General features: G+C 64.3%; 19 protein-coding genes. 11 read left to right on the forward strand and 8 right to left on the reverse strand.

The features are described 5' to 3' along the window. Nucleotides 1-35 precede the first annotated feature (35 nt). Nucleotides 36-746, forward strand: coding sequence for an oxamate carbamoyltransferase subunit AllH family protein (locus tag C1A15_RS03360; protein WP_101721256.1), 711 nt, complete (start codon nucleotides 36-38; stop codon nucleotides 744-746). Nucleotides 747-806: 60 nt separating this feature from the next. Continuing rightward, complete coding sequence (locus tag C1A15_RS03365; RefSeq protein WP_101721257.1) at nucleotides 807-1,595, forward strand: alpha/beta hydrolase; 789 nt, start codon at nucleotides 807-809, stop codon at nucleotides 1,593-1,595. A gap of 1 nt (nucleotide 1,596) precedes the next feature. On the opposite strand, the gene C1A15_RS03370 is transcribed toward C1A15_RS03365, so the two are convergent. From C1A15_RS03370 to pxpB, 5 genes are all read right to left on the reverse strand, one after another. Further along, nucleotides 1,597-2,283, reverse strand: coding sequence for a GntR family transcriptional regulator (locus C1A15_RS03370; RefSeq protein ID WP_101721258.1), 687 nt, complete (start codon nucleotides 2,281-2,283; stop codon nucleotides 1,597-1,599). Nucleotides 2,284-2,450: 167 nt separating this feature from the next. Then, a complete protein-coding gene (accC, locus tag C1A15_RS03375) occupies nucleotides 2,451-3,800 on the reverse strand; it encodes an acetyl-CoA carboxylase biotin carboxylase subunit (RefSeq protein ID WP_101721259.1) in 1,350 nt (449 codons plus the stop codon). 10 nt (nucleotides 3,801-3,810) lie between these two features. Continuing rightward, nucleotides 3,811-4,284 (reverse strand): acetyl-CoA carboxylase biotin carboxyl carrier protein, encoded by a 474-nt coding sequence (accB, locus tag C1A15_RS03380; RefSeq protein WP_101721260.1) that lies wholly within the window; start codon nucleotides 4,282-4,284, stop codon nucleotides 3,811-3,813. 66 nt (nucleotides 4,285-4,350) lie between these two features. Beyond that, a complete protein-coding gene (locus tag C1A15_RS03385; protein ID WP_101721261.1) occupies nucleotides 4,351-5,520 on the reverse strand; it encodes a 5-oxoprolinase subunit C family protein in 1,170 nt (389 codons plus the stop codon). 1 nt (nucleotide 5,521) lies between these two features. Further along, complete coding sequence (gene pxpB, locus C1A15_RS03390; protein WP_101721262.1) at nucleotides 5,522-6,250, reverse strand: 5-oxoprolinase subunit PxpB; 729 nt, start codon at nucleotides 6,248-6,250, stop codon at nucleotides 5,522-5,524. A gap of 72 nt (nucleotides 6,251-6,322) precedes the next feature. Here pxpB and C1A15_RS03395 point away from each other — a divergent pair, with 72 nt between their 5' ends. From C1A15_RS03395 to C1A15_RS03405, 3 genes are all read left to right on the forward strand, one after another. Then, nucleotides 6,323-7,036 carry a sulfite exporter TauE/SafE family protein gene (locus C1A15_RS03395; RefSeq protein WP_101721263.1) on the forward strand — a complete coding sequence of 238 codons (714 nt, stop codon included), beginning with the start codon at nucleotides 6,323-6,325 and terminating at the stop codon, nucleotides 7,034-7,036. Between the two features lie 70 nt (nucleotides 7,037-7,106). Continuing rightward, nucleotides 7,107-7,547 carry a universal stress protein gene (locus C1A15_RS03400; RefSeq protein ID WP_101721264.1) on the forward strand — a complete coding sequence of 147 codons (441 nt, stop codon included), beginning with the start codon at nucleotides 7,107-7,109 and terminating at the stop codon, nucleotides 7,545-7,547. Between the two features lie 99 nt (nucleotides 7,548-7,646). Then, nucleotides 7,647-9,404, forward strand: a complete 1,758-nt coding sequence (locus C1A15_RS03405) for a putative bifunctional diguanylate cyclase/phosphodiesterase (RefSeq protein ID WP_101721265.1) — start codon at nucleotides 7,647-7,649, stop codon at nucleotides 9,402-9,404. A gap of 63 nt (nucleotides 9,405-9,467) precedes the next feature. Here the strand turns inward: C1A15_RS03405 and C1A15_RS03410 are convergent, their stop codons facing one another. Next, nucleotides 9,468-11,285, reverse strand: a complete 1,818-nt coding sequence (locus tag C1A15_RS03410) for a LuxR C-terminal-related transcriptional regulator (protein WP_101721266.1) — start codon at nucleotides 11,283-11,285, stop codon at nucleotides 9,468-9,470. A 216-nt stretch (nucleotides 11,286-11,501) separates the two neighbouring features. Here C1A15_RS03410 and C1A15_RS03415 point away from each other — a divergent pair, with 216 nt between their 5' ends. Beyond that, nucleotides 11,502-13,271, forward strand: coding sequence for an FAD-dependent oxidoreductase (locus C1A15_RS03415; protein WP_101721267.1), 1,770 nt, complete (start codon nucleotides 11,502-11,504; stop codon nucleotides 13,269-13,271). A gap of 587 nt (nucleotides 13,272-13,858) precedes the next feature. Here the strand turns inward: C1A15_RS03415 and C1A15_RS03420 are convergent. Then, nucleotides 13,859-14,287: a DUF2871 domain-containing protein gene (locus C1A15_RS03420; protein WP_101721268.1), complete on the reverse strand. Its 429-nt coding sequence runs from the start codon at nucleotides 14,285-14,287 to the stop codon at nucleotides 13,859-13,861. Nucleotides 14,288-14,477: 190 nt separating this feature from the next. On the opposite strand from C1A15_RS03420, the gene C1A15_RS03425 reads away from it, so the two are divergent. From C1A15_RS03425 to C1A15_RS03445, 5 genes are all read left to right on the forward strand, one after another. Then, a complete protein-coding gene (locus C1A15_RS03425) occupies nucleotides 14,478-15,659 on the forward strand; it encodes a pyridoxal phosphate-dependent aminotransferase (RefSeq protein WP_101723676.1) in 1,182 nt (393 codons plus the stop codon). A 183-nt stretch (nucleotides 15,660-15,842) separates the two neighbouring features. After that, the gene (locus C1A15_RS03430) at nucleotides 15,843-17,243 is read left to right on the forward strand and encodes an APC family permease (protein WP_101721269.1); all 1,401 of its coding nucleotides are present in this window, start codon (nucleotides 15,843-15,845) and stop codon (nucleotides 17,241-17,243) included. A 97-nt stretch (nucleotides 17,244-17,340) separates the two neighbouring features. Then, nucleotides 17,341-18,255 (forward strand): carbohydrate kinase family protein, encoded by a 915-nt coding sequence (locus C1A15_RS03435; protein WP_101721270.1) that lies wholly within the window; start codon nucleotides 17,341-17,343, stop codon nucleotides 18,253-18,255. 1 nt (nucleotide 18,256) lies between these two features. Next, nucleotides 18,257-19,231: an EamA family transporter RarD gene (rarD, locus tag C1A15_RS03440; RefSeq protein WP_180952981.1), complete on the forward strand. Its 975-nt coding sequence runs from the start codon at nucleotides 18,257-18,259 to the stop codon at nucleotides 19,229-19,231. 497 nt (nucleotides 19,232-19,728) lie between these two features. Beyond that, nucleotides 19,729-21,600: an MFS transporter gene (locus C1A15_RS03445; protein ID WP_101721272.1), complete on the forward strand. Its 1,872-nt coding sequence runs from the start codon at nucleotides 19,729-19,731 to the stop codon at nucleotides 21,598-21,600. A gap of 202 nt (nucleotides 21,601-21,802) precedes the next feature. On the opposite strand, the gene C1A15_RS03450 is transcribed toward C1A15_RS03445, so the two are convergent. Next, on the reverse strand, nucleotides 21,803-22,519 hold the full coding sequence (locus tag C1A15_RS03450; RefSeq protein ID WP_101721273.1) for a Crp/Fnr family transcriptional regulator: 717 nt from the start codon (nucleotides 22,517-22,519) through the stop codon (nucleotides 21,803-21,805). Nucleotides 22,520-22,597 lie beyond the last annotated feature (78 nt).

The raw sequence follows: 22,597 nt of genomic DNA on the forward strand, positions 1-22,597 counted from the left end.
TGACCAGAGGATTCGGATTGAAAGGGGGAGGGCATATGCGTGTCATGCGAGCGAGCGATGACCTTGTCCTCCCCATGGCGCTAACGGTAACCGCCCGGTTTCGCCATGCGGTTATGGCCGAAGGCACAGATGGGGTGCTGATCAGCGTGCTTGCAGAAGGCAGGCTTGCCGGGCCCAACAGCATCGTGGTGGATCGGCTTCCGCAAGACGATCGTTTCTTCGCGGGCGAGTGCGTTGAGAGGTTCGACGTGTCGCTGCCGCGCGGTGGCGAGCGCTTCTTGGGCGAGGCTTGTGCAATGATGGGTCGTTTCCTCGCCTTGTTCTCTCCGTGCGAATCCCTCTACCGAGCGGCAGCATGCGACCCCGCCGTGGCTGCGTTACTCAAGCGGCATGCCCGCTCGATCAAGGGCGAAGGCGATCCTTTCGTCGACGTATCAGGTTTTGGATGTGGGCTCACGCCGAGCACTGACGATTATCTTCTGGGGGCGCTCGCCTGTTGCGCGGCGTGCGGGCTGCCTGCAGAAGCTCGTATGAGAGCCAACATCGAGCGATCTCTCGATGGCATGGCTCCGCTCAGTCGCGCGATGCTCTCTCATGCGCTTGATGGGCGGTATCCGGAAGTCGTTCTTGATTTCATGCGGTACCGCGATGCTCGCCACTTGCTTGCATTTGTTCGACATGGTTCGACGTCGGGCTACGATATGGTATTCGGCTTGTGTGCTGCCGCGCAGGGAGTGTTCGGCTGAGAAGGGGGGGGGGAAGGCGTGGAGGGTGCGAGTGCAACGGCTGCAGGAATTCCCTACGTGATGAGGGCCGCTCTGAGTTCCGATCGCCGAGGCACCGTTGTGTATGTGCACGGCGGAGGCATGGTGTACGGAAGTATGCGAGATTACCCCGAGTGCTCGGTTCGCCGGTTTCTCAACGAGGGGTTCGATATCCTTTCCATCGGCTATCCTCTGGCACCGGAAACCGGCCTTGCTGCCATTGTCGAATCGACGGCCGCCTGTCTCATCGAGCTCATGGACGAAGGAGTGATTGACGGCGAGGCGTATTACGCGTTCGGGCGTTCGGCGGGGACGTTCCTGTGGGTGGCGCTTATCGATCGACTCAAGCAGGCGCAACGAAGCCTCCCTCGCGCGTTCCTTGCATTTTATGGCTATGCGAGCTTGCGGCATCTCCGCTTGTTCGAGCCGGACCAATGCTATCGAGCTGACCATCCCATTGCGCAAGATGTGGCTTTCGGTCTTATTCGCACCAAACCGGTGTTCGACGATCTTGCTATGGAGCGCCTGCTGCTATACGTGTTCGCACGCCAGCAAGGTATTATGGGGACGTTGCTCGATGTGTCGCCGGACGAGCTGGATGCCTACGATTTTGAACATGGTTCCGAGCGGGAGCTTCCGCCGACGTTTGCCACGTGGTGTGCGCTTGACGACGAAGTCGACCCTGCGGCATCGCGCGCGCTGTGCGCACTGTCTCCCGATTGCACGACGTGGGTTGTCGATGCGCGCGGACACGACTACGACCAGATGGTCGATACGCCGGCGTACGAAGAATTAATGCGTCGCCTGCTCGCCTGGTTGAAGGAACGATGAGTTATGAGGCGGTTGCGTCCTCGTCACTTTCGGAAAGCTTCTTCCTGGTGCGGTCTTTGTACGACGACGTGTGATTGCGCGCCGACATGTCGGCTATCTTGAGATCGCCGGATGTGATGGCCTCGTACAGGTCCACGTGCTCGGCATGCACGGTGGACAAGTCCAGTTTGTCGCCGGACAGTCGATGCATGCGCATGAGGATGGGGTTCAGGATGTCGGTGAGCATCTTGTTGTCGGCGAGGGCGAGCACTTCTTCGTGAAACTCTGCATTGGTTCGGAAGGCCGTTTCGTTGTCGCGTGCCAAGATGGCTCGCTTGTTCTCATCAAGCAAGCGCTTGAGCCTGGTCGGGTCGGCACCGTTCGCCACGTTTTGGCACGCCAAACGAGCAGCCAGGGCCTCCAAGCTCTCTCGTACTACGAATAAGTCGTTGAGCTCTTTGGGACGCAGGCTTGCCACTGCCACACCGCGGGTGGGAAGTTGGCTGATCAGCCCGTGCCGCATGAGCAGTTTCAATGCGTCGCGCACAGGCTGTCGCGACACGTTGAAGTCTTGTGCGAGTTGGCGCTCCACAAGGCGATCGCCCGGTTTTAGCTTTCCCGAGAATATTTGAGCTTCAAGCTCGTTGGCAATGTCTTCGCTAATGGGGTGGTTGGCGTCTGCAAAGGCATGGTCGAGTTGTTCGGGCATGATGATCCTCGGGTTCGTTTCAGAAACATTTGCGTGGTGCTAATCATATCGCGTTTTCGGGTCGCATGGCGCAACTACCACGTGTGCATGAGGATATCGATGATGTTGAGGGCGCAAAACGAGATCGGAAATTGCCATAAGTTTCGTTTTGCGCCCCGCTCCCGCTTTTACACCTCGCCCTTCAAGAACTTCTCGATGAAGCTGGTGTCGGCGGTTCCGGCGGCGAACGTCTCGTTCTCCATGATGGCGTACTGGAAATCGAGGTTCGTCTTCACGCCTACCACCACCATCTCCTCCAGCGCGGTGCGCATCTTCGCGATGGCCTCGGTGCGGTCGCGGCCGTGCACGATCACCTTGGCGATCATGGAGTCGTAGTACGGCGTGATCTCGTAGCCGTCGTAGGCCGCGGTGTCCACGCGCACGCCGTTTCCGCCGGGCAGGTGCATCTGCGAGATGGTGCCGGGCGACGGGAGGAACCCGCGCTCGGGCTGCTCGGCGTTCACGCGGCATTCGATGGCGTGGCCGCGATAGGTGATGTCGTCCTGCGTGAACGTGAGCGGGTCGCCCGCCGCCACGCGGATCATCTCCTCCACGAGGTCGGTGCCCGTGACCATCTCGGTGACGGGGTGCTCTACCTGGATGCGCGTGTTCATTTCCATGAAGTAGTAGTTCAGCTGGTCGTCCAGCAAAAACTCGATGGTGCCCGCCGACGTGTAGCCCACGGCCTGTGCCGCGCGCACGGCCGCCTCCAGCATCTCGTCGCGCACGCGTTCCGTGAGCACGGGCGAGGGGCTTTCCTCGATCATCTTCTGGTGGTTGCGCTGCACCGAGCAGTCGCGCTCGCCGAGGGCCACCACGGTGCCGTACGTGTCGGCGATGATCTGCACCTCCACGTGGCGCGGGTTGAGCACGCAGCGCTCCAGGTACATGGTGTTGTCGCCGAACGCGCCCACGCTCTCGCGCTGCGCGATGGAGAACTGTTCGGAGAAATCGCGCTCGTCGTAGCTGACGCGCATGCCCTTGCCGCCGCCGCCCGACGACGCCTTGATCATGATGGGCCAGCCGATCTCACGCGCCAGCGCCAGCGCCTCGTCGGGATGGTGCACGGGCTCCTTCGTGCCCGGAACTACGGGCACGCCGGCTTCCATCATGGTCTTGCGGGCCTGGCTCTTGTTGCCCATGCGGTCGAGCACGTCGGGCGCGGGGCCGATGAACACGATGTCGTTCTCGCGGCACAGCTTCGCGAACGTGGAGTTCTCGGACAGGAAGCCGTAGCCGGGATGGATGGCCTGCGCGCCGGTGCCCTTCGCCGCGGCGAGGATGGCGGCGATGTTCAGGTACGAATCGCGCGCGGCCGGCGGTCCGATGCACACGCTCTCGTCGGCCAGGTACACGTGGAGCGAATGCTTATCGGCTGTGGAGTACACGGCCACCGTCTTGATGTCCATCGCGCGGCAGGCGCGGATGATGCGGACGGCGATCTCGCCGCGGTTGGCGATGAGTATCTTGTCGAACATGGCGCGCGCCCTAGTGCGTTTCGCCGGCGGCGGTGGCCACGCGGAACAGCGGCTGGTCGTACTCGACCTGCGTGCCGTTGGCGGCGAGCACCTCCACCACGATACCGGGGGCGGGCGTGGTGATCTCGTTCATCATCTTCATAGCCTCGACGATGGCCAGCGTCTGGCCGGACAGCACTTCCTGGCCCACCTTGACGAACGGGTCCTCGTCCGGGCTCGGCGAGATGTAGAACATGCCCACCATGGGGCTGCGCACGAGAATGGAGCTTTCGTCGGCGTCTTCCACTGCGGCCGCCTCGTGGCTTTCGGTCTTGCCGGCCAAAAGCGCGCTCACGCGGTCGGCCATGAGCGGCAGCGCGGTTGATGAGAGCGGGCCGTGGTTGCGCTCCAGCTCGATTTTCGTGTCGCCGTCGTCCACGCGCAAGGCCGTGAGCTCGGCCTTGTCCATGATGGCGATCAACTCTTCGATGGCTTTCGTATCCATGGCAATCTCCCTACGTTTGCGACGGGGTTCTGTGGCGGTGCTGAACCCCGTCTACTATCTTCTCGTCTACGTCGTCGTGTGTTCGGTGGTGTCGGTTGCGTCCGATGGTCGGTGGTGCTTCGGGATGCTTCCCAGGGCGTTGCGGTTGCCGATGCGCTCCGATCGGTCGGCGCGATCGATCCACAGCATGTCGGCTTGCGACTTGCGCGCCTGCTCTTCCAGGATGGGAGTCAAGCGGCGCGCCGTGCGTCGGGGCGAGATGCCGTCGGCGCTGGGGCGCCGCACCTTCAGGGCCAGCATCTCGAACAGGCGCGCTTCCTGGCGCAGCAGCGTCTGAGCCTCTTGCACGCCGATGGACTCGAAGCGCACCTTGCTGCCCGGAGGGCGCTGCACGAGCTTCGGTATGTCCACGCTGGCGATGGTGCCGATTTTCGCATAGCCGCCCGTTGTTTGGCGGTCGGCCAGCATGATGATGGGCCGCCCGTGGGACGGCACCTGCACGGCGCCGAACGCGATGCCGTCGGAAATGATGTCGGAACCGTGTTTCGTGGCGATTTCCGGGCCGTCCAGCCGGTAGCCCATGCGGTCGCACTTTGTGGTGGTGGCGTACGCTTGGCCGTAGAACGTGGCCAGCCCTTCGTCGGTGAACATGTCCTGCTGCGGGCCGGGCACCACGCGCACGGTCACCTCGTCGCGGTCGAAGCCGTAGAACTCGCCGTCGCCGTCGATGCGGTGCGATCCCAGGTTGGGGAGGAAGTCCACGCTCTTCGTGGAGAACGGCAGGTAGTCGCCGATGATAAGCGCGCGTCCCTTCCAGCCGCCGAACTCGCACTTGAGGTTCGTCGAGCGGCTTCCCATCACCTCGGGCACGCGCACGCTGTTGCCCGCGATGGCCAGGTAGCCGTAGCATCCGGTGCGCGACGCCTTAAAGCGCAGGATGGAGCCGCGACGCACCATGATGGCGGCGTACGAGGGAACGGGCTCGCCGTCGAGCGTGGGCGCGAAATCGCCGCCCGTGATGGCGATGCACGTGTTCGTGGTGAAACGCACCGTGGGTCCGGCAAGGGCGAACTCGAGCACGGGAGCGTTCGGATCGTTCTCCACCAGCAGGTTCGCAATGGCGAAGGCGCGATGATCCATCACGCCGTTCGTGGAAAAGCCGCTTCCCTGGTAGCCGAAGCGGCCGGTGTCCTGGATGGTGGTGATCACCCCGGGTTTCTTTACGACCAGGCCCATGCTACTCGCCCTCCACGAAGATGCCGTACGAATAGGTTCCCGCGGCCAGCTGCGCTTCGATGGCGGTGTACTCGTCGGGCGTGATGGGCACGAAGCGCAGGTACTCGCCCGCCGCGTACAGGATGGGCTCCTCGCGATCGGGGTCGTAGGGCTTGAGCGGCGTGCGGCCGATAATCTGCCAGCCTCCTGGGGAGGCCAGCGGGTAGATGCCCGTCTGCGCGCCGCCTATTCCGACGCTGCCCGGCTCGATGCGCGTGCGTGGCACGCTGAGGCGCGGCGTGTGCAGGCGCTCGTCGAGGCCGCCCAGGTAGGCGAAGCCGGGCAGGAAGCCCAGCATGTCGATAAGGTAGTCGCGATCGGTATGGATGGCGATGACCTCGTCCTCGGTGAGGCCTGCTTGCGCTGCCACGTTCGCCAAGTCGGGTCCGAACTCGCCCCCGTAGCACACGGGGATGGGCACGATCTTGCGGATGCTCAGATCGGCCTCGCCCACGTCGCGCAGCTTGGAGCGCAGCTTCGTGGACAGCTCGTCGAACGTGATGACGAGGGGGTTGTAGTACACCATGAGCGAGCAGAACGTCGGGACGAGCTCGGTGACCCCGTGCACGGGGTCTGCGGTAAGGTTCTCTGCGGCCATGCGGATTTTGGCGCTCGTTTCCGCGGATATCGCGTGGGCGAATTCCAGGTTGAGCGCCGAGTCCCCCGCGATGGTGATGGTGAATCCCGCCATGCAATTCCGTCCTCTGGCGTGTATGCCGTGCTACACTTGTACGCTGGTCATATAGATAGGATTGTAGCATATATGGAAAAAGCGCTTTTCCTGGCCGCGTTCTTTTTCGCCTACACGGTCCAGGCCATCACGGGGTTCGCGGGCAACATCTTCGCCATGCCGGTGGGCACGACGCTGCTGGGCTTGGAATCAACGGTGTCCATCCTCAACGCAATGGGCTTTTTCGCCTGCGGCCTGCTGACCGTGCTCAACATCAAACACGTGAACTGGCGCGAGTTGGGCAAGATCCTCGGCGTCATGGTGGTGTTCATGTTCGTGGGCATCTGGCTGGACACGCTCGTGCCGCTGCATATCCTGTTGAAGATCTACGGCGCCGTCATCGTGATCATCGGCATCAAGAACCTGGCGATGCCGCAGCAGAAGTTCATGCCGGAGTGGGCGCTGTGGATCATCCTCGCCCTGGCCGGCCTCATCCAGGGCATGTTCGTGTCGGGCGGCGCGCTGCTGGTTATCTACGCGGTGCAGAAGCTGCGCGACCAGCAGCAGTTCCGCATCACGCTGTCGGCCACGTGGACCGCGCTTAACCTCATGTACGCGCTCATCGCGTTCCAACAGGGCCACTTCACGGGCGATGTCATCCAGATCATCGTCTTCTGCATCCCTTTGGCCGTGCTGGCCACGTTCCTGGGCAGCAAGCTGCAAAAGAAGATCAGCCAGGAGAAGTTTCTCAAGCTCACGTACGTGCTGCTGCTGTGCGTGGGCGTTATCCTGCTGATTACGTCCTAGCGTCCGGGGCTCGTTCTCGGACGGCTTGGGGTACAATGAGGCCAGGATGCAAGCGAGGAAAGGAACGATCATGGCGCAGGAATACGCTCGAATCTTCGCCGCGCTCGACGGCGCGTCGACGCAGGAAGCGGTCGCGCAGCGCGCGGTCACGCTCGCGGCGGACAACCATGCCAAGCTCATGTTCGGCCATGTGATCGACTCGGTACCCTACGAGGCTTCGGGCGTGGACTTCGAAGCGCTGTGCGCCGAGGGCCAGAAGCGCCTCGAAACCGAGTTGGCCGACGTGCTGGCCGAGGCGCGCCAGAACCCCGACATCCCCTCGGTCGAGATCGCCGTGCGCGCGGGCCGCATTGCCGACACGCTGGAGCACGAGCTGATCGAGCCGTTCGAGCCGAACCTCGTGGTATGCGGCGAGCGCGGGCTGTCGAACATCAAGTACGTGTTCGTGGGCAGCGTGTCCACGTTCCTTATCAGGAACCTCCGCTGCGACGTGCTGGTGGTCAAGCAGTAAGATAATGGGGCGGAGGCGGTGGTTTTCTTCGCCGCCTCCTTCCAAATCGCTGGTAAAGGCGTAAAATTGCCTCTCGCCTACGGGCGGAGAGGAGCAGCGATGAGCGATATCCGAAAACTCTCTCGAAACGGCGGGAGCGAATCCACGCCGCAGGATGAGTACGGCGTGCTTATGGACACGCTGCGCATCAGCGTCAGCAAGCATAAGATCGATGACGGCTTCACCTTGGTATGGGCCAACTCCTACTTCTACGAGATGTTGGGCACCACGCCGGAGGAATATGCCACGGTGTACCACAACTCGCCCGTATGCTTCTACGAGGACGACCCGTCGTTCCTTGCCGTCTTGAACGAGTGCGTCGTGGACGCTTTGGAGAACGACCGCGGCGGCTATACCTGCACGACGGGCGTGCACACCACGGCGGGCGACCTCAAGTGGATCAAGCTTGCCAGCACGTTCATCGACGAATACGTGGACGGCTACCAGCTTTCCTACACCACCATGACCGACGTCACCGACCTTGTGGAGGCGCGCAACGCGCTGGAGCGGGCCAACGCGGACCTGGAGCGCATGGCATTCGTCGATCCGGTGACCGAAGGGTTCAACCAGACGCGGTTCGACCTCACCGCGCGCACCGCCATCGATGAGGCGCCGCGCGGTACGTATGCGCTTGTGGCGCTCGACCTCAAAAAGTTCAAGCTGCTGAACGAGATCCAGGGCACGAAGAGCGGCGACATGGTGCTGCGCTACGTGTACGAGTGCCTTGGCGAGCATCTGAGCGGCGAAGAGTGCGTCGGCCGCATCAGCGCCGACGCGTTCAACCTGCTCATGCGCCTTGAGCGCTTCGACGTCATGCTCGATCGCATCGACGGCATGGTGCAGGACGTCAACAAATTCAACGTTGATGCGGAACGTCCGTATTTCCTGTCGTTCACCGTGGGCGTGTACCCCATCGAAGAACCGGGGCTGCCCATGACCATCATGCGCGATCGTGCGAACTTCGCGCGAAACGCCGGCAAGAATGCTCCCAATGCTCGGCATTTCACGTGCATGTTCTACGACGACATCGATCACCAGAACCTGCTTTCGGAGCAGGATATGGAGAACCGCATGCATGGCGCGCTGGAGCGGGGCGAGTTCGTTGCCTATTTCCAGCCCAAGCAGCTGCTCGAGGAAGGCGTCATCGGCGGCGCCGAGGCGCTCGTGCGGTGGATCGACCCGGTGCGCGGTCTCGTGCCGCCCGACGAGTTCGTGCCTTTCTTCGAGCGCAACGGGTTTATCATCGAGGTGGATCTGTGCGTGTTCGAGCAGGTGTGCGCTTTGCTTGCGTCGTGGATCGAACAGGGCAGGACGCCGGTTCCGATCTCGGTAAACATGTCGCGTGCGCACTTGCGCGACCAGGAGTTTCTCGCACCATACGAGCGGATTCGCGAGAGGTACGGCGTGCCGGCCTCGCTCATCGAGTTCGAGCTGACCGAGACGCTCGTGTTCGGGGACCCCGAGACGTTCATGGGCGTGATCGACCTGCTGCACGCGCGCGGGTACCGCTGCTCGCTCGACGATTTCGGCAGCGGCTACTCGTCGCTCAACGTGCTGAAGGACGTGGATGTGGACACGATGAAGCTCGACCGCGCGTTCTTCTCGGCGGGCGACGCCGTCGGCGAGCGCGAATGGGACGTGGTGGAGTCGGTGGTGGGCTTGGCGAAGAAGCTCGACATGGAGACCGTGGCCGAAGGCGTTGAGGAGCCCGGCCAAGCCAGCCGCCTGCGCGCCATGCAATGCGACATGCTGCAGGGCTACGTATTCTCGCGCCCCGTTCCCGTCGACGAGTTCGAGAAGCTGCTGTTCGGGGAATAGGGCGGAAGACCGCAACGACGAGGGGCTCCCGGCTCGACCGGGAGCTCCTCGCATCTTCCGGCTTCACCCCTCGCGGCAGAGGTCGATGATGTCCTGCTTGGAGTGAACGTCGAGCTTCTTGTACACGCGCTTCGCGTACGTCTTCACGGTGTTCTCGGATACGTCAAGCGCCCTCGCGATAGCGGCGACCGTCTCGCCGAGCGCGAGCAACTCGAGCGTTTGGCGCTCGCGGTCGGTGAGGCCGTGCTGGGCGGCCAGGCGGGCGCAGGGGTTCGCGCGCGAGGCGGCGAGGGGCTGCATCGGGTTCTCGGCGGCGGATTGTCGCCCGATTCGTACGGTTTCGGTACGATTTCCGTACGAATCGGGCGACAAGGCACTCGCGCCCGCGTCCATGGGGGCGGCGGGGGCAGCGGCGGCGTCGGCCAGGCGCGGCTGGCGCATGAGGGCCGACAGCTCCGCGCGCGTGTGCACGTCGCAGGCGCGGTAGATTTTCTGCGCGTGGTATTTCACGGCGCTCGGCGAAAGGTACAGGTCCTGTGCGATGCGGGCGATGGTGCGACCCTCCAGCAGTTGCTTGAAGATGGTGGTCTCCTGCTCGCTCAGTCCGTACGCGGCGGCGATGCGGTCGAGCTCGGACGCGCCCGCATTTCCGGGCGTCGCCGCGTCGCCGCGCGCGGCTGTCGGCGCGACGGCTTGGGCGCTGCGAGCCTCGGATGCTGCCGCGCCCTGCTTCGCGGGCGGCGCGCCGTCGGCATCGATGCCGCGCGGGATGCGCTCGCGCCCCAGCAGCCACGACGCCCCCAGCATCACGAGGTACAGCGTGCCCAGCCCGATGAGCGCGTACCCGGCGTTCGTGCCCGGCAGGTACACGCGGCTCAGCATGCCCGCTTCCGACCCCGCCAGCAGGCACAGCAGCGACACCGTGTCGCTGGCGGCGAACAGCGGCATGACGGGCACGCGCGCCGCTTTCCCCACCTCGGCGATGGTGCAGGCCAGCACGATGCCGCACATCATGTAGCCCGTGGTGGCTAGCGTGCCGGCGATGGCGGGCGGGATGGCGTCCACGAGGCCCGGCATCACGAGCAGCCCCAGCGCCGACAACGGCAGCGCCACGCGGTAGCTGCCTTCCAGCTTGAACGGCTGACGGTACAGCAGCGCGGGCACCGACATGATCACCAGCACGCAGGCGGAGATGCCCAGCACGAGGTACTGCATGTGCGTGGGGTCGACGTCGGTTTGCCCCGACAGGCTGGTGACGAACCCGCTGAGCAGCGCGAACAGCCCCACGGCCAGCACGCCCTTGCCCACGAGCGGCGCGATGTCGGCGATCTGCCCGGAGAACGTGCGCTCGAGCGGCCGCTCGACGCGCAGCTGGGTGGCGCATGCGCACGCCACCAGGAACGACGCCACGGTGATGGGGATGTACCACTCCTGCGGGCACAGCAGCACGAGCGCGCACAGCGCGGTGGCGCCCGCGTGGCTTCCCAGTAGGAACAGGTAGCTGGTGCGGTAGGAGAACGACGGCAGCGCCGACAGCCACAGCAGGCTGAGCAGCGCTTGCCCCACGCCGATGAGCGCCGCGCCCGCCACGAACGCGGCCTGCGCGCCCATCGGGCACCCGCCCAGCACCAACGCGAATCCCGCGCACAGCGCCACGGCGGCGACGACGGCCGCCCGCGGCCCCAGCGGTTCGCGCACGGCGTTGCGGGAGCGCAGGACGACCGCGACGAACACGACGACGTGGACCGTGCTGAGCACCGTGCTGTAGGCGTCGCCGTCGAAGGCGGGCACGCTGGCGAATGCGGTGGTCGCATGGTAGCTGAGAATATTGGCAAGCAGGAGAAACGCATACCCTGCGAAGCATGCTGCGCGCGTCGCCATGTTCGATCTTCCCTCCGTGTCTCGAACGATTCCGCCTCCCGTGCGGATGCTGCGCCTTGCCGTACATGATACCTGCTAGGAGACGTTGCGCCGACCATTTTGGCCGTTTCGGGTGACAGAAAACCCAGCCTTGGCAGCTCCGGGTGACGCACGTTTTGCGCATGCTCCCTATGCTGGGAGACGTTGTTGATCGATAGAAGAGGGAAGGGGATCATCATGAAGGAACAGAAGCTTACCCGTCGTTCGTTTCTCGGCCTGGGGGCCACGGCTGCGGTAGCCGGGGCTGCGGGCCTTGCGGGATGCGCGCCGGCAGCGAAGAGCGACGCGGGTGCCGACGCGGGCGCGGCCGACGGCGGAAGCGCGACGGGCGCAGGCGCGAGTGCGTCGGGCGGCAAGCCCACCGAGTTCGTGCCGTCGTTCTTGAACGCGCCGGAGCCCATCGACGAGTCCAAGGTGACCGAGACCGTCGACGTGGACGTGTGCGTAGTGGGCCTCGGCCTGGCGGGCGTGTGCGCGCTGCGCGAGGCCGCCGAGTCGGGCGCCAAGGTGTTCGGCTTCGACAAGGGCCCCGATGTGGGCTACCGATCGGGCGAGTTCGGCACGTTCGGCAGCGAGATCCACAAGCAGCTGGGCATCGAGCAGCCCGAGACGCAGGAAGTGGTCAACGAGCTGATGCGGGTCATGGGCAACCGCCCCAACGCGCAGCTGCTGAACTACTGGATCGGCAACTCGGGACAAGACCTGGACTGGTACATCGGTACCGCCGAGCACGAGCTGCTGACCAGCGACCACGACACCCCCACCGATCCCGAGAAGCCCTACGTGTTCCCCGAGCGCTGCCCGGCGAACGAGAACTACAACTGGCGCGAAGAGAACTATCCCTGCTTTCCCGGCATGGTGCACCTGCTGCCCGACCACGGTTGGGCCATGCACGGCACGCTCGAGGCCGCGCAGAAAGCCGGCGCCGAGGCGCGCTTCAACCTGAAGGGCGAGCAGCTCATCAAGGATGGCGACAAGGTGGTGGGCGTGTACGCGTCCGACGAGGACGGCAATATCGTGCGCGTCAATGCGAAGAACGGCGTGGTGCTGTCGTGCGGCGACATGTCGAGCGACACCGAGATGCTGACGTACTATGCGCCCCAGGCCACGAAGTACGGCGTGTTCTTCAGCAGCATGGATAAGAGCGGCAAGCCGGTGAACACGGGCGACGGTCATAAGATGGCCCTGTGGGCCGGCGCGGTCATGGAGGACGGCCCGTACGCGCCGATGACGCACAGCCTGGGCACGAACTCCATTGGCATCGACCCGTACCTCATGGTGAACCAGGACGGCAAGCGCTTCGCCAACGAGGACGTGGGAGCGCAGGAGCTGCAGAACGCCATCAAGCGCCAGAAGGGCGGCGTGTCGTACCAGATCTTCGACAGCAAGTGGAAAGAACAGCTGTCGGTGATGCCCCAGTGCTTCGGTGGCGTGACTCATTACATCCCGCCCGAGCAGGAGGCCGAGTACGAGCATGCCATCAACCACTTCGCTGCGGGCTATGCGTCCGACACGTACTTCGCGAGCGAGATCGAGGCGGGCTCCATCATCCAGGCCGACACCATCGAGGAGCTGGCCAAGGCCGTGAACATCCCGGCCGACGCGCTGACCGAGACCATCGAGCGTTACAACGAGCTGGCGCATGCGGGCAAAGACACGGACTTCTCGAAGGTGTCCACGCGCCTGTTCCCCATCGAGAACCCGCCGTACTACGTGGCTCCGTTCGGCGATTCGGGCATGCTCGTGCTGATCGGCGGCATCGACTGCGACGTCGACTGCCATGCGCTCGATGCCGAGAAGAACCCGGTGCCCGGCCTGTTCGTGGCGGGCAACACGATGGGCGGGCGCTTCCTGGTGGACTACCCCGTGACGGTCGCCGGCGCGAGCCACTCCATGGCCATGTCGTTCGGCCGCCTCGCCGGCCGCAACGCCGCCGCCGGCAAGTAGCCGACATCCTGCGGCGCGCGCGATGCGCGCCGCAGGATGCCGGGCGGCTGCGGCGCGCGAGGCCGCAACCTGCCGTACCGCCCGAGGCCGCTCGCCCCTCCCCGAGCGGCCTCGGTGTATTTTGGCCGCCCGCCGGATCCTCGGGCCGGGGTTCCGGCGGGTGCCTCTCTTGCTTCGATCGGCCTCGCGTTCGCCGCGGTTCGGTTCGGGCGTCGCTTGAAGCTGTCGGAGGGGTCGCAGAGCGCTCTGTTTCTCGAATACGGTAATAGAATCGGAGAAAATTTTCGATATTTTACCGTATCAGGCAATCAGGGCTCCAAAACTCCCTTCGAAGGCGGAGAAACCGTCCGAAAACCGCCTCGCGCGGTGGGAAAAGCCGGATTCGGAGCGGCTGAAGGCGCGCTCCGGGCGCGAGGCCCCGAGCTTCGGTAAAATATCGAAGAAAAATTTCGAATCCATTACCGTAGCAGCCCTGCAGCGAACATCTGTCGCAGGGCTGCTACGCCGGCCGCTCGGGATGGCCGAGGGGTATGCGGGGCTTGGTCCAAGGCGTGCGAGCAGGCTTCGCGCTGAGAGGGAAGGGGATCTTACGCCCGAGCGCTCACCCTGCGATTCACCACGCGCTTGAACATGATGACCAGCAGCACGAGGCCGACGCCGATCATGATGTGGCCGAGGCCGGCAATGCCCGAGAGCGCAGCGTCGGGCAGCACGAGCGGCGCGCCCGTGACCTCCGCCACGCCGCGCACGAACATCATGCATACGGTGACGACGAGCCCCGCGTTGTACACGATGTAGAACGGCATGAACAGCTTGTCGTGCGTGTAGTCGTCAGCCAGCGCGAACAGCGTGGCGATCAGGAACATGGCGAACCCGAGCACCAGCAGGTGCGGGTGCATGAACCCGAGCGTGGTGGTGCCGTCGAACTGCGAGAACTTCGTGAACTCGCGGAAGAACACGCCCGCCGCCGCCCCGGCGATGAGGTAGACGAGCGCGGTGTTGATAAGTCGTTTCATGATGCGCCTCCTTGCCTATAGGTGAACAGCGTTCATTATGGAGGCTCGCCACCGAATCGAAGTATATGTCACTAAATCGTCATCGTACGCCGTTCCTCTAAGGGCGATTCTCGCACGCGAGCGGTGTGCTACCCTGTTCCTCATCGAAATCAACGATGAAACGGTGCGACAGGACGAGGACGTGGTGCACATGGTGAACGAGAGAATGTACGGGTTGGGAGCCGAGCCGAGCGCGATTCGCGAGCTGTTCGCCTACGGCATGGCGCGCAAGGCGGAAATCGGCGCCGACAACGTGTTCGACTTCAGCATCGGCAACCCCAGCGTGCCCGCGCCCGAGGCCGTGAGGCAGGCGGTCATCGAGCTCATGGACGAGGAGCCCAGCGCACTGCACGGCTACTCGCCGGCAGCCGGCGATCCGCGCGTGCGCCAGGCCGTGGCCGACCATATCCGCCGTCGCTACGACGTGCCGGCCCAGCCCGAGCAGGTGTACCTCACCGCAGGCGCCGCGGCGGGACTCGCCATCTCCATCTCGGCCGTCACCGAGCCGGGCGACGAGGTGATCATCATCGCGCCGTACTTCCCCGAGTACAAGGTGTGGATCGATACGGCCGAATGCACCTGCGTGGAGGTGCCGGCCCACGTGCCCGACTTCCAGCTGGACATCGACGCGCTCGAGCAGGCCATTGGGCCGAAGACGAGCGCCATCATCATCAACTCGCCGAACAACCCGGTGGGCGCCGTGTACTCGCGCGAGAACCTCCGAGCGTTCGCCGCGCTGCTCGCGCGCAAGGAGGAAGAGCTCGGCCGCAAGCTGTACGTCATCAGCGACGAGCCGTATCGCGAGATCACGTACGGCGACGAGGTTCCCTATGTGCCGTGCGTGTGGGCCCGCACCATCGTGTGCTACTCGTACTCGAAGTCGCTGTCGCTGCCGGGCGAGCGCATCGGCTACCTGTACGTGTCCGACCTCATGGACGACGCGCGCGAAGTGTCCACGGCGGTGGCCGGGGCAGGACGAGCGCTCGGGTTCATCTGTGCGCCGGTGCTGTTCCAGCGCGTCATCGAGCGCTGCATCGACGAGCCTTCCGACGTTGCGGCCTACGCGGCCAACCGCGAGCTTTTGACGGCGGGCCTCGGCGAGTTGGGCTACGAGTTCGTGGAGCCGCAGGGCGCGTTCTACCTGTGGGTGCGTGCGCTCGAGGACGACGCGCAGGCGTTCAGCGACCGCGCGAAAGCCCACGAGCTGCTGCTGGTGCCGTCCGACAGCTTCGGCGTGGGCGGCTGGGTGCGTGTGAGCTACTGCATCCCGCGCGCCACCATCGAGCGCAGCATGCCCGCGTTCAAGGCGCTCAAAGAGTCGTACGAGCGCTGAACGAGGGCCTAGGCGCCAAACGACGCCAAAACCGCCAAATAAAAGATGGCGTTCGCGCGTGTGACGCGCGATAATACGGGCAGGCCGCTTATCTGCGCAAGTGCGCTGGCATCTCAGCGCTTTAGCGCAGCGGAGCGATGGAGAAGCGCGGCACAACCGCGCCAAGAGTAAGGGGGACCGACCATGTCGGCTCAAGACGGGTCTCCGGCGAAGGTATCCGGAGAGAACATCGAGCAGTTCGGCTACAAGCAAGAGCTGCGAAGGGGTATGGGACTGTGGGACGTGGTGTTGTACGGCGTCCTGTTCATGGTGATCATCGCACCGCAGTCCATTTTCGGCACCATCCAGCAGAACAGCCACGGCATGACGCCGCTGGTGTACATCATCGGCTTCGTGGCCATCCTGTTCACGGCCATGAGCTACATGCGCATGAGCAAGCGGTTCCCCATCGCGGGATCCGTCTACTCCTACGTGCAGCGCGGCATCAACCCGCACGTGGGCTTCATGGCGGGCTGGCTCATCCTGCTCGACTACGTGCTGGTGCCCTCCCTGCTCATCGTCATGGTGATGAACTGGGGCGTTGCGCTCGTACCGGGTAGTCCGGCGTGGCTGTGGGCCGTCGCGTTCATCGCGTTCAACACGTTCGTCAACATCCGCGGCATCCAGATGAGCCGCGGCGTCGACTGGGTCATCTTCGTCGTCGAGATCGTGGCCGTGGTCGCATTCATCGCCCTCGGCACGAACTTCGTGCTGGGCGGCGGCGGTGCAGGCGGCTTCGTGCTCGACCCGATTTACCAGCCGGGCCAGGTTGACGCGCACTTCGTGGCGGCGGGCATCTCCATCGCCGCGCTTTCGTTCCTGGGCTTCGACGGCATGTCGACGCTGGCAGAGGAGACGCGCGAGCCTGAGAAGAACATCGGCAAGGGCATCATCATCGCTTTGTCCATTATCATCGTCGTGTTCGTCGCGCAGACCTACATCGCCGCCATCGTGCAGCCCGACTGGGCGGCCACCGATCCCGACATGGGCTTCTTTGATTCGGTGTACCTGGTGGGCGGCCCGGTGTTCTACAAGATCATGCTGCTGGTCAACATCATCGCCGTGGGCATCGCGAACATCATCAACGCTCAGATGGCATCCTCGCGCCTGCTGTACAGCATGGGCCGCGACGGCGTGATCCCGCGCGTGTTCGGCAAGGTGCATCCGAAGTTCCGCACGCCGTGGGTTGCATCCATCTTCCTGGGCGTCGTCACGCTGTGCCTGGCGCTTCCGCTGCAGGATTACATGGGCACGCTGGCGGGCTTCGTGAACTTCGGCGCGCTGTCGTCGTTCATCCTTCTGAACTTCGCCGTGTTCTGGTTCTTCTTCGTGAAGGAGAAGAAGCGCGCGTCGTTCAAGGATATCCTGATGTACCTGATCTGCCCGTTCATCGGCATCCTCATCCTCGGGTACGTGTTCACCGGCTTCGAGCTGGCCACGTATGCCGTGGGCGTCACCTGGCTCGTCATCGGCCTGATCATCGGGGCCGTGAAATCGAAGGGCTACAAGGAAGTGCCCGAAGCGTTCAAGCATTTGGACGTGTAGCGCCGCAATATTCAGCGGTTTAACGGTACGAGGGGCGGCCGCGGCGATTGCGTCGCGGCCGCTTTTGCGTAGTGGCGGAAAGCTGAGAAGGAGAACGATGGCGAACGAGACGAACGCCGTGCTGGCGGTTGGCGCGATCATGGTGGATATGGTGTGCCGAGTGCCGCGCTTGCCGCGGTCGGGCGAGGGCATCGTGGCCGACGAGGTGCGGGCGACCGTGGGCGGATGCGCGTTCAATGCGGCGAACGTGCTGCGGCAACTCGGTGCCCCGTGTCGGTTGTTCGCGCCTGTCGGCGACGGGGTATTCGCCGGGTTCGCCGAGCGTGAGCTGGCCGGGCGCGGCCTGGAAGCGCTGCGTGTGCCGGACGGGCGCGATAACGGCGGGTGCGTGTGTTTCGTGGAGCCTGACGGCGAGCGCACGATGCTCACGATGCCGGGCATCGACCGCTACTTCGAGCCCGCGTGGTTCGAGGACGTCGACGTCACGCGATACGGATGCGGGCTGGCCAGCGGCTACGAGGTGGAGGGCGCGGGTGGCGACGCCATCGTCGGCTTTTTCGAGCAGCATCCCGAGCTGCCGCTGTTCTTCGCGCCTGGCCCGCGCATCATGGGCGTGGGCGCGGAGAAGACGGCGCGCATCAACGCGCTGCATCCGGTGTGGCACCTCAACGACCTGGAGGCGCGCACGTACACGGGTTTGGACGTGCTCGAAGAAGCCGGCTACGCGCTGGCGCGGGAGTGCGGCAACGCCGTGGTGGTGACGGCTGGCGCAGAGGGCGCGCACCTGTTTGAAGACGGACGACACGTGCTCGTGCCTACGGAGCCCGTCGAAGTGGTGGATACCGTCGGTGCGGGCGACGCGCACTTGGGCGCGCTTGCCGCGGCGCGCATGGCGGGACGGACGTGGGAGGACGCCTTGGCGCTTGCGAACCGCGTCGCCGGCGCGGTGTGCGGCGTGCGTGGCGCGACGCTTTCCGACGATGTGTTCGAGCAGATGGGAATTCGGTTGTAGCATGGAAGACATCGCGGTTCGAGACAGCCGGTCCGAGCGGATCGGCTTTTTACAGGGCATTGGCTGCCATCTGGTGTGGGGCGTCATGCCGGTCTACTGGAAGCTGCTGTCGGCCGTTCCGGCGCTCGAGGTGCTGTCGTGGCGCATGGTGTGGTCGTGCGTGTTCGTGGTGCTGCTGTGCGCGTTCGTGAAACGCACGCGGTTCGTCCATCTGCTGCGCGACCCGCGCGCGGTGGGCACGTTCCTCGCGTCGGGGCTGATCGTCACGTGCAACTGGGGCGTGTACATCTGGGCGGCGAACAGCGGGCATCTGCTTGAGACGAGCATCGGCTACTACCTGTGCCCGCTGTGCAACATCGCGTTTGGCCTGCTCGTGTTCAAGGAGCGGCTGACGCCCATGCAGAAGGTAGCCACAATTCTGGCTGCAACGGGCGTGGCGTACTTCATGATCGTGCACGGCGGCGACGTGTGGATCGCGCTTGCCTTGGCGCTGTCGTTCAGCGCGTACGGCGCGGTGAAGAAGAAGGGCGGTTATCCGGCGCTGCCCGGCATGGCGCTGGAGTCGCTGCTCACGGGACTGCTGGGCGGGGTGGCGTTGACGGTGGGCGCGCTCGCTCCCTGGATCTGGCAGGTTGTGCCCGCCACGCCCGACCCCTTTGCGGTGGCATCGCCGACGCTCGACTTCGCGCTGCTCGTCGGCTGCGGCTTGCTCACCGCCATCCCGCTGCTGCTGTACTCGGCCGCCGCGAACCGCATTTCCATGACGGTGCTCGGGTTCATCCAGTACGTCAGCCCCACGATCGCGCTCGTGCTGGCCGTGGCGTTCTTCGGCGAGCAGTTCACCCCGGCGCACGCCGTGTGCTTCGCGCTCATCTGGTGCGGCATCGCCGCCGTGGGCGTCGAAAGCTGGCTCGCGAAGCGCCGCGTGGAGCGCGCGGAGCAACAGGAGAGCGACTCGCGCGAAAGTGCGGCGTGAAACCTGGCGGTTACATTTCTCTTGCGGCGCGGCGATCCGTTTTGTATACTGGGGCCGAGCCGCAGGGAGCGGCTAACTCCCCACGGCTCTCGGATCGCTTCGGCGGTTTGGGTTTAGTCTTGGCGCTCCTTTCCCCTGCGGGTTAGGAGCGCGCTCCTTATCATGAGAACAAGCTCGATGACGCGGGTAGCGAACTCCAAGAGAGTCTTCTCGATCCAGCGCTTGTTCCACGTGTTTCCAACGTGGTTTCCATGATTCTTGCCAGCGTTCCCGATGCGGTTTCCACGCGCTCCTCACGTGGTTTGCACGCGAATCTTGCGTACGCGTTCGAGACGAAAAAACACTTACGAAAACGCTTTCGTTTCGCTAGAATCGAAGGTGCTGCGACGCGCTCTGGTGCGGATGCGGCGTGTCTCGTTTCCCCGAAAGGCGCCTTCTGCGCTGGTAGGTTCGATGGGGCCAATCAAGACAACCGAAGATGAAAGGACGTTTCCTGTATGCAAGGGAAATCTCTCGTGCTGCTGTTGTCTGTTTTGTACGGCAGCGCATTCCTCGCGGGGTTCAACGAGAACCTCGTCAACATGGCGCTCGTGTCCATCATGGCGGACTACGGCGTCGACTCCGTGACAGCCCAATGGCTGGTCACCGGTTACATGATCGTTGCCACCGTCGTGGTGACGTGCATGGCGTTCCTCTACCGGCGCTTTCATGTGCGCACGCTGTTCTTCAGCGCGGCCGCGTTGAGCATCGTCGGGTCGGCCATGGGCCTCGTGGCCGGCAGCTTCGAGATGCTGCTGATCGCGCGTCTTGTGCAGGCCGTGGGCACGGGTATCTTCATCCCGCTCATGATGAACACCATCCTCGTGGTCACGCCGAAGAACAAGCTGGGAACGTACCTGTCGGTCGGCGGCTGCATGATCACGTTCGGTCCTGCGTTCGCCCCGGTGGTGTGCGGTGCGCTGGTAACCATGCTCGGCTGGCACAGCATTTTCATCGTGCCTATCGTGGCGATGGCCGTGCTGGCCGTGCTCGGCTTCTTCTATGTGAAGAACTTTGAAACGAGCGAGGCTCATCTCGACGCGGTATCAGTGGTGCTGTCCGCCGTGGTGCTGACAGCGTTGTCGTACGGCCTGACGCAGCTGACGACGAACGGCGTGATGGCTGCCGCGACGCTGGCGCTGGCGGTGGCTGCGGCGGCGGTGTTCGTCGTGCGCCAGCTGCGGTGCGCTCATCCGCTCATCGACCTTGCTCCGATGAAGAACCGCTCGTTCTGGCCCGCGCTCGTTTTGGTGACCATCGCCATGATGAGCATGTTCTCGATGAGCGTGCTGCTGCCGTTGTACTTCGAGGGTGCGGCGGGTATGACCGCGTTCGCGGCCGGCCTCGTGATCCTCGTGCCCGTACTGGCGAATGCGGGCTCGACGCTGCTGGGCGGCCGTATTATGGACAAGCGCGGCGAGTGGCCGCTGCTGCCATTGGGATTCGGTGGCGTCGCCGTCGGGTTCATCGCACTCGTGGTGGTCGCACCGCAGCTGTCCGTGCCCGCGGTGTTCGTGGCCATGCTGGTGATGTACGTCGCGGTGGGCTTCATCTTCTCGCCCTCGCAGACGGCAGGCCTGCGGGCGTTGCCGCCGCAGCAAAACCCCTTCGGCGTGGCGCTCATGACCACGTTCGTGCAGATCGCGGCATGCATCGGACCGTCGTTGTACATCGGCATCATGTCGTCGGGGCAGGCGAGCGCTGCGGCCAGCGGCGCAAGCGGCGCTCAGGCGACGGCCGACGGATTCGCCCTTGCGATGGTGGTTGCCGCAGTCATCGGCGTTGCCGGGTTCGCGTTGGCGCTCGTGTACGCTCGCGCGGCGCGGCGGCGTGCGTCCGAGCGGGCCGTGGAGCGCGCGGCCGCTCCGCAGTCGGTGCTCGCGGCCCTCATGGAGGCCGATCCTTACACGCTGTCGAACGCCGCGCCGGTGCGCGAAGCGATGCGCGCGTTCGTCGACCTCAAAGTGGGAGGCTTGCCGCTGGTGGACGAGCAGGGGAGGCCGGCGGGCTTCGTGTCCGACGGCGACGTGATGCGCTATCTGGCCGACAAGCATCCGCTGATCACGGGATCGTATTCCCTGGTGGAAGCCGCCAACAACCAAACGTTCGACGAGCGTCTGCGCGAGCTCATCGAGCTGCCGGTGAGCGTGATCGCGTTCGACAAGCTGGTGTCCCTCGACGCTGGATCGTCGCTGCAAGAGGCGTGCGACCTCCTGGCGACGCGCCGCGTGAAGAAGGTGCCGGTAGTGCGCGACGGCGCCATCGTGGGAACCGTCAACCGCTCCGACGTTCTGCGCTACGCCATGGACACCTGCTTGCAGGGAGTGTAGGGGACGGGGTGTCGTTCGCCTGGACGCAAAACGGCACCCATGACAATCCGAAGGCGCATTGCTCTCGTTGTGCGCCTTCGGAAAGCGGAAAACCCCAGGTGGTGAAAACCTCGCGAGTCTTTTGGACCCCGACGGCACCCTCGAAATTGTCATGGGTGCCGTTTTGCGTCCACCTTCGCGCGAGCGTGCCTCTGCAAGCCCCCTAATACAGCACGGGGTTCTCCTCGTTCTTGTACGCGAGCAGTTTCTCGTAATCCTTCACCAGCAGGTGCGTCTTCGTGCGCTCGATCACGCCCTGCGTTTCGAGGGCGGTCACGAGCTTGCTGCACGTGGTGATGTGCACCAGCAGGATGTCAGAGAGCGCTTGCAGCGTGAGGTTGCACTCGATGCGGTACGCGCCCTCGGCGTCGGGCTCGCGCACTTCGCACAGCTTCGTCAGCCACGTGAGGATGCGCTTGCTGGACGACTGGATGCCGGTGTTCCCGATGCGGTGGCCGATCTGCGCGAAGCTCATGTGCACCACGTACATGAGCTCGTCGAACAGCTCGAAATCGTCGCGCACGATGTCGAACAGCTGCTGCATGGTGAACGCGAACACCACCGTGTCCTTCGTGGCGACGAACTTCATGCGGTTCTGCCCGATCGATGCGAACCGGTGGTACTCCGCCTGGAACGCGTTGCCCGCATTGCGGTAGTACAGGACGATCTGCGCCCCGTCCTCGTTCTCGTAGCAGCATTTCAGCTGCCCTTTTTCAACGTAATAGAAGTAGCGGTCGTCCTTGTCTATGCACGTGAGGTCGATGTACTCGCCCTTGAACAGCTTTCGCTTGCGCGCCTGGTCGAGATACTCGCCGAAGCGCAGCTGCTTGAACGGAAGCGTGGGGATGAGAATGGCATCGTAGTCCTGCGTCGTGGTCACGAACCCCTCCTGTCGTCGTGTGCCGCGGGCGTCCCTATTGTATCCCAAGGCGCGCCGCGCCCGCCGATTCTTTCCTAC

It is taken from the genome of Eggerthella timonensis (assembly GCF_900184265.1).
Classification (GTDB): domain Bacteria; phylum Actinomycetota; class Coriobacteriia; order Coriobacteriales; family Eggerthellaceae; genus Eggerthella; species Eggerthella timonensis.

Coding starts and splice junctions, on each gene's coding strand:
- pxpB (WP_101721262.1), bottom strand. CDS start 6,250: ATGGCGGGATTCACCATCACCATCGCGGGGGACTCGGCGCTCAACCTG.
- C1A15_RS03430 (WP_101721269.1), top strand. CDS start 15,843: ATGTCGGCTCAAGACGGGTCTCCGGCGAAGGTATCCGGAGAGAACATC.
- C1A15_RS03425 (WP_101723676.1), top strand. CDS start 14,478: ATGGTGAACGAGAGAATGTACGGGTTGGGAGCCGAGCCGAGCGCGATT.
- C1A15_RS03415 (WP_101721267.1), top strand. CDS start 11,502: ATGAAGGAACAGAAGCTTACCCGTCGTTCGTTTCTCGGCCTGGGGGCC.
- C1A15_RS03400 (WP_101721264.1), top strand. CDS start 7,107: ATGGCGCAGGAATACGCTCGAATCTTCGCCGCGCTCGACGGCGCGTCG.
- C1A15_RS03420 (WP_101721268.1), bottom strand. CDS start 14,287: ATGAAACGACTTATCAACACCGCGCTCGTCTACCTCATCGCCGGGGCG.
- C1A15_RS03365 (WP_101721257.1), top strand. CDS start 807: ATGAGGGCCGCTCTGAGTTCCGATCGCCGAGGCACCGTTGTGTATGTG.
- C1A15_RS03385 (WP_101721261.1), bottom strand. CDS start 5,520: ATGGGCCTGGTCGTAAAGAAACCCGGGGTGATCACCACCATCCAGGAC.
- C1A15_RS03370 (WP_101721258.1), bottom strand. CDS start 2,283: ATGCCCGAACAACTCGACCATGCCTTTGCAGACGCCAACCACCCCATT.
- accC (WP_101721259.1), bottom strand. CDS start 3,800: ATGTTCGACAAGATACTCATCGCCAACCGCGGCGAGATCGCCGTCCGC.
- C1A15_RS03395 (WP_101721263.1), top strand. CDS start 6,323: ATGGAAAAAGCGCTTTTCCTGGCCGCGTTCTTTTTCGCCTACACGGTC.
- accB (WP_101721260.1), bottom strand. CDS start 4,284: ATGGATACGAAAGCCATCGAAGAGTTGATCGCCATCATGGACAAGGCC.
- rarD (WP_180952981.1), top strand. CDS start 18,257: ATGGAAGACATCGCGGTTCGAGACAGCCGGTCCGAGCGGATCGGCTTT.
- C1A15_RS03435 (WP_101721270.1), top strand. CDS start 17,341: ATGGCGAACGAGACGAACGCCGTGCTGGCGGTTGGCGCGATCATGGTG.
- C1A15_RS03405 (WP_101721265.1), top strand. CDS start 7,647: ATGAGCGATATCCGAAAACTCTCTCGAAACGGCGGGAGCGAATCCACG.
- C1A15_RS03410 (WP_101721266.1), bottom strand. CDS start 11,285: ATGGCGACGCGCGCAGCATGCTTCGCAGGGTATGCGTTTCTCCTGCTT.
- C1A15_RS03445 (WP_101721272.1), top strand. CDS start 19,729: ATGCAAGGGAAATCTCTCGTGCTGCTGTTGTCTGTTTTGTACGGCAGC.
- C1A15_RS03360 (WP_101721256.1), top strand. CDS start 36: ATGCGTGTCATGCGAGCGAGCGATGACCTTGTCCTCCCCATGGCGCTA.